This is a genomic window from Citrobacter sp. S-77 (genome assembly GCF_963864895.1).
GTDB lineage: Bacteria > Pseudomonadota > Gammaproteobacteria > Enterobacterales > Enterobacteriaceae > Citrobacter > Citrobacter murliniae.
This window is the reverse complement of the sequence record NZ_CAWLWU010000002.1, coordinates 3,584,293-3,590,292: the sequence shown is the minus strand read 5'-3', so window position 1 is coordinate 3,590,292 and position 6,000 is coordinate 3,584,293. Positions and strand designations below refer to the sequence as shown.

General features: G+C 50.0%; 4 protein-coding genes. 1 reads left to right on the top strand and 3 read right to left on the bottom strand.

Annotated features, from left to right (window positions below; genetic code table 11):
- The first annotated feature begins 203 nt into the window (after positions 1–203).
- Positions 204–1,502: an MFS transporter gene (locus AACS05_RS17705; protein WP_045446334.1), complete on the top strand. Its 1,299-nt coding sequence runs from the start codon at positions 204–206 to the stop codon at positions 1,500–1,502.
- On the opposite strand, the gene AACS05_RS17700 is transcribed toward AACS05_RS17705, so the two are convergent.
- The 3 genes from AACS05_RS17700 to AACS05_RS17685 all read right to left on the bottom strand — a co-directional run bounded on the left by AACS05_RS17700 (position 1,499) and on the right by AACS05_RS17685 (position 5,997).
- Positions 1,499–1,822 carry a YfiM family lipoprotein gene (locus tag AACS05_RS17700; protein ID WP_045446332.1) on the bottom strand — a complete coding sequence of 108 codons (324 nt, stop codon included), beginning with the start codon at positions 1,820–1,822 and terminating at the stop codon, positions 1,499–1,501. The two genes, AACS05_RS17705 and AACS05_RS17700, sit on opposite strands and share 4 nt — an antisense overlap.
- Positions 1,823–1,866: 44 nt before the next feature.
- Positions 1,867–3,222, bottom strand: a complete 1,356-nt coding sequence (gene pssA, locus AACS05_RS17695) for a CDP-diacylglycerol--serine O-phosphatidyltransferase (RefSeq protein ID WP_045446329.1) — start codon at positions 3,220–3,222, stop codon at positions 1,867–1,869.
- Positions 3,223–3,336: 114 nt separating this feature from the next.
- On the bottom strand, positions 3,337–5,997 hold the full coding sequence (locus AACS05_RS17685; RefSeq protein WP_045446325.1) for a bifunctional acetate--CoA ligase family protein/GNAT family N-acetyltransferase: 2,661 nt from the start codon (positions 5,995–5,997) through the stop codon (positions 3,337–3,339).
- Positions 5,998–6,000 lie beyond the last annotated feature (3 nt).

Below are 6,000 nucleotides of genomic sequence, written 5' to 3'. Positions count from 1 at the left end.
GCGGACTTCAGGTCTGACAAGCGTAGTTCTATGAGACTCAGGCTTCTTACCCTCCATCATATAAATCTGATTCCTTTCTCTGCTAATTAAAATCGTGATCTAACTCTCGCAATGATGTATAACAATTATGTAACATATTTTTCACTAAAAACACAATACATCATTGTAAGATTCAACAGATCCTTGGCAGGGGCACAATTCTAATGGCTGATAGCAGTGTAACTGAGAATGGGGCGCTGACCGACAGCGATACCCGTCGTCGTATATGGGCAATTGTAGGGGCGTCATCAGGGAATCTTGTCGAATGGTTTGATTTTTACATCTATTCTTTCTGTTCTCTTTATTTTGCTCATATCTTTTTTCCTTCCGGAAATACCACAACACAACTCCTACAAACCGCCGGCGTTTTTGCTGCGGGCTTCCTGATGCGGCCGATAGGCGGATGGCTTTTTGGCCGGATCGCAGATAAACATGGGCGTAAAAAATCCATGCTGTTGTCAGTGTGCATGATGTGTATGGGGTCGTTGGTGATCGCTTGTCTGCCGGGGTATGAAACTATCGGTACATGGGCACCCGCACTGCTGTTGCTTGCCAGATTATTCCAAGGACTGTCGGTTGGTGGAGAGTATGGAACTAGCGCAACCTACATGAGTGAGGTGGCCGTTGAAGGTAAGAAAGGATTTTATGCTTCATTCCAGTACGTTACGTTGATAGGCGGACAATTACTGGCATTACTGGTTGTGGTGATACTGCAGCAAACGTTAGAAGACTCTGCACTCAGAGCGTGGGGATGGCGTATCCCATTTGCGCTGGGGGCAGTACTGGCGATTGTCGCATTATGGTTACGTCGTCAGTTGGATGAAACATCGAAACAGGATGTTCGTGCGTTGAAAGAAGCGGGCTCCCTGAAAGGATTATGGCGCAACCGTAAAGCTTTTATTATGGTGCTTGGCTTTACCGCCGCTGGCTCACTTTGCTTTTATACGTTTACTACCTATATGCAAAAATACCTGGTAAATACAGCAGGTATGCATGCCAATGTAGCCAGCGGTATTATGACAGCAGCGCTGTGTGTCTTTATGCTGGTGCAACCGTTATTTGGTGCTTTGTCAGATAAAATTGGTCGACGTACTTCGATGTTGTGCTTTGGGGTGCTGGCTACGCTGTTCACCGTTCCTATTTTGTCGGCGCTACAGAATGTGACGTCTCCATTTATGGCATTTGGTTTGGTGATGTGTGCTTTGTTAATTGTGAGTTTTTACACTTCTATCAGTGGGATCCTGAAGGCCGAAATGTTCCCGGCACAAGTTCGTGCTCTAGGGGTTGGGTTATCTTATGCAGTGGCAAATGCTTTGTTTGGTGGTTCTGCGGAATATGTTGCGCTGTCGCTAAAGTCGGTCGGGATGGAAACGACATTCTTCTGGTACGTTACCGCTATGGCGGTGGTCGCTTTTTTTGTCTCGCTAATGCTACACCGTAAAGGGAAAGGGCTGCGCCTCTAGCGATGGGCCATTTGCCAGACAGCGTAGCCGGTGGATGCTCCGGCTATATCCCAGGCAAAATCTTTCCAACTCCAGCCGCTTCCTGAGGGGCGGCTGTCCAACAGTTCTTTTGATGCACCGAGGCTGACTGAGAACATAAAACCGATAGCAGCGCTGCGGTCGTTACTATTTCCCTGGTGCTGCGCATACTCGTTTCCGGCTGCAGCCAGCATGGCGGAGGCAATAAAGTGTTGGGCTTTGTCTTGTCCACTCCAGCTATCGTTCGCCATATGGCTACAGCCAGAAAGTGTCAGGATACAGGCAAGGATAAACAGGCGCACCGTTACCTCCACAGGAAAAACCCCGTCACTGGACGGGGTTTTGGTTACAGAATACGGCTGATTAATCTGTCGATTCGAATACGGCGTAGTCGACGGATAAGCTTACGTACTTTTACCGGATAGTCGGCAATACTCTGTAAGTCGCGATAGTGTTTAACGACGGTAGTATGCGTACGGATGAGTTCAAGCTCTTTTTCGCGCTGAAGGGTTAGCTCCTGCTTAGGATCGTGGATAAGAATGGCATTTTCCAGATCCAGGCGCCAGGCTCGGGGGTTAAGGTTGTTGCCGGTTAGCAACATCCATTTGTCATCAACCCACATACCCTTCAGATGATAGGTATTGTCATCATCTTTCCATAAGCGAACGACTAGCTGATCGGTATTAACGTAATACTGTAGACGGCTCAGGAAGCGGCGCAGGTTAATTTCATAAAGGTAGGGAAGTGCCCCGATGATCTTAAACGGCTCATTTTCAGGTATGAAAAAGTCGTTGGCGGTTTTATCGCCCACGATGATTTCTACTTTTTTCCCTTCCCGTAGTAGCTGGATGATATTGCGAACCAGCACAGCAGGCAGGTTGAAATAAGGGGTGCAGATCGTAAGCTTTTGCTCCGCACAAGGCATGAGGTGGAAAATGGTCTTATTTAGCAGACTGGATTTTCCTAGCCCAACCAGAGGAGTAACAGAAAGCTGTTCGTTATCAGCATTCCCCTGGAAATGGAACGAGGCATCACGCAGTTCCTGACGGTACAGACGGATGTCGTTTTTAATTTCCGGGCTTTTAGGACGATGGATATCATCAAGGCGATTAACACCGCGACCGTTCATCAGGTTCTGCGTTACCCAGTCGAACATGATATCGGCCATTTGCGCGTTGCGAATCAGCTGGTAGCGGTCATAGCGGTATTTATCATGCTGGTGCAAGTAAACATCGTTCAGGCTTGCTCCGCTATACAGGACGCTATCATCGATGATAAAGCCTTTGAAGTGCAGGACGCCAAGCGCTTCACGAGTATTAATCGGTACGCCGTAGACCGGAATATCGATCCCTAGGTTTTCTTGCGCCATTCGGCAATACCAGTCAGCGTTGGTATTGGAGGCCGCTGCGCCAATACGCCCTCGCTGGGCACGATGCCAGTCAACAAGTACCCGAATATCCAGTTCGGGACGCTGCCGCTTAGCCGCATAGAGCGCGTCGAGTATGCCTTTGCCACCGTCATCCTGCTCCAGGTACAGAGCTATGATGCAGATCCGTTGCGTCGCGCTGGCTATTTTCTCCAGCAGAGTCTCCCTGAAATTAGCGGGAGCATAAAAGAAATCTACATCATCAACTGACTGAGAAATCTTAGGTAGTTGGGCAAGGTGTTGTTGATGTTTATTACGCTTAAATTTTGACAACATCACAGTGCATTTCTTCTCTGTTCATTGAAGGGTCCTCTGTGCTATGCAGACGACATAAGCGAGCAATGATACCACCAGTACCCATTAATGTGGTCAACATTTCCAGTACCTTACTCACGATTCCTCAAATTGGGCCAGATTAAGCGTTAGCCCAACAATCCCCTCTTCGAGCTGGACGTCAACATCAAACCCGAGCTTCCGGGCCAGGGCGACCATCCCACGATTGTTTGGCATCGTAATACCATTCAGGCGCCTGAGTCCGTGATCTCGGGTATACGTAATTAACTTTTCCATCAATCGACGGCCGAGTCCCAGTCCTTTGAGATCGGATCGAACCAGTACAGCAAACTCTGCATCTACGTTATCAGGATCCGAGATAGCTCGCGTAACACCGAGGATCTCTTCATGGTTATCTCGACAACGTACGGCGACAAAGGCCATTTCCCGATCGTAGTCGATCTGCGTCATATTGGCTAAATCTTCATGGGTAAATTCGTTGATCTCACTGAAGTAGCGGTAATAAAGATCTTCTTTCGTTACCTGTGAAATGAACTGCTGCAGTTGAGGCTCATCCTCCGGCAAAATAGGGCGGAACAGGCAGCGTTCGCCGTTTTTCATCTCAACCCACTCTTCCAGTTGATGGGGGTAGGGGCGTACAGCCAGTCTGCTTTCGTTGTCGCCAGTGAAAGGGGCAATGTCCAGCGTGACGTCCAGTGCAGTAAATTCACCGGCAGAGGCCAGAAGCGGATGGATATCCAGACGCTGAATCTCCGGACAGTCGACGATCAGGTTGGATACCTGGACCAGAAGCTGACTTAAACCGGCGATATCTAATGGTCGTAGTGCGCTGCGGGCGCGGATCTTTTTATTTTTGATCCCCTGAATCACCAGATAACGTGCCAGATTCATGTTCAATGGCGGTAATGCCACCACGGCTTGTTCTTCAGGCCTCCACTCAACTCCACCTTCGCCCAGCATAATCAATGGCCCAAATACCGGATCGTGTTCAACAACTACGCGAAGCTCCTGAGCACCAGCGCGGTTGGCCATACTTTGTACCAATAAACCGTGGATACGCGCCTGCGGCCAGGCCATTTTCACCCGATCAAAAATCGCATTAGCGGCCTGCTGCACCTCTGTTGCTGTACGCAGATATAACATTACCCCCTGAACTTCCGATTTATGCGGAATATCAGGGGAACGCAGTTTTAATGCCACCGGGTAGCCGATTTGTTCTGCGATGTGCACGGCCTCTGCGCTGTCACTGGCAATCCAGGTCGGCAGTGTGTGTAAGCCATAGGCTTGCAAAATTGGCTGTACTTCATGTGTATCGAGAGATGTCGCCCCGTCAGCGATCGCCCGCTGCAAAAGATTATGTGCTTCGGCGGTATTGGCGGTCAGGCTGTCGGGCAACGCTGGTGTTTCTCGCAATTGCTTCTGGTTACGCCGATACTCGACCATATGCATAAACGCGGTGATGGTTCCCTCCGGTGTGCGATAGGTGGGTAATCCAGCCTCACTAAACAGCCTGCGTGCCTCCTGGGATGAAAATTCTCCGCACCAGTTCGTCAGCAAGGAAATGAATTTCCCTCTGGGGTGGTGTTTAACTGCTTCGATCAGTGCATGTGCGCTCTCGGTGCCTGGAGCCGCAGCGCTGGGCGAGTGAATCACCATCAGGGCGTCGAAATCCTGGCTGGAGAGTAAAATATCCAGTGTTTTGATGTAGTGTTCGCTGCTGGCGTCGTCACGCAGATCCAGTGGATTTGCGATATCAACATGGAGAGGTAAGGCATCGCGTAATTTCTGACAGGTCTCTTCACTCAGCGTGGCCAGCTTGCCGTTTCGTGACCACAACTCATCTAATGCCAGAGCAGCGGGAGCGGCACCGTTGCTGATAATCATTAACCTGTCGCCCCGTAGCGGGCGCATATGGCTCAGGGTTTCTACTGCAGAAAAAAGCTCGTGAGTATCCTGTACGCGTAACAGACCGGCACGCTGGATGGCGGCATCCCAGGCAGGGTCCATTCCCGCACTGGTATGAAGTAAACGCTGGGCTGCCGGACTTCGACCACTTTTAATCACCAAAATAGGTTTATTGCGCGATGCGCTACGTGCCGCAGAGACAAAGCGTCGGGCATCACTCAAATGTTCGAGATAGAGCAAAATTGCGCTGGTTTTACTGTCACGGGCCAGGTAATCAAGTAGCTCATCAACGTCAATATCCAGGCTGTCGCCAAGCGCGATAAAATAGGAAAATCCCATTTCCCTTTGCTGCGCCCAGTCGAGAATAGTATTGGATACAGCGGCAGACTGAGAGATAAATGCAAGCTTACCGCGCTTAATCGGTACCGGTGAAAAACTGGCGTTGAGCCCCTGCCAGGGGGCGAGAAGTCCCAAACTGTTGGGACCGAGCAGACGTATTTTATGTCGTGATGCGCAAGCTAACAGTTCAGCGTACTGTGCTGCGGGTGCCGAGAGAATAATGCAGGTTTTACAGCCTTTTTCACCTAACGCTTCAAGCAATGCCAGATTGCGGCTCGCATTGGTGCACAAAACGGCAAGATCGGGAGTAAAAGGCAGGCTGGCGATATCGGGCCAGGCAAGAACACCTAAAACCGCTTTCCAGGCAGGTGTCACCGGTAAAACCGGCCCATTGAAACCCCCAGCCAGTAAGTTACGCATCATCAGGTAACCTGCACGATTGGGTTTCATTGATGCCCCAATCACCGCAATGGATTTCGGTCGCAGTAGCGCTTCCAGACCACGTTGACTCATATC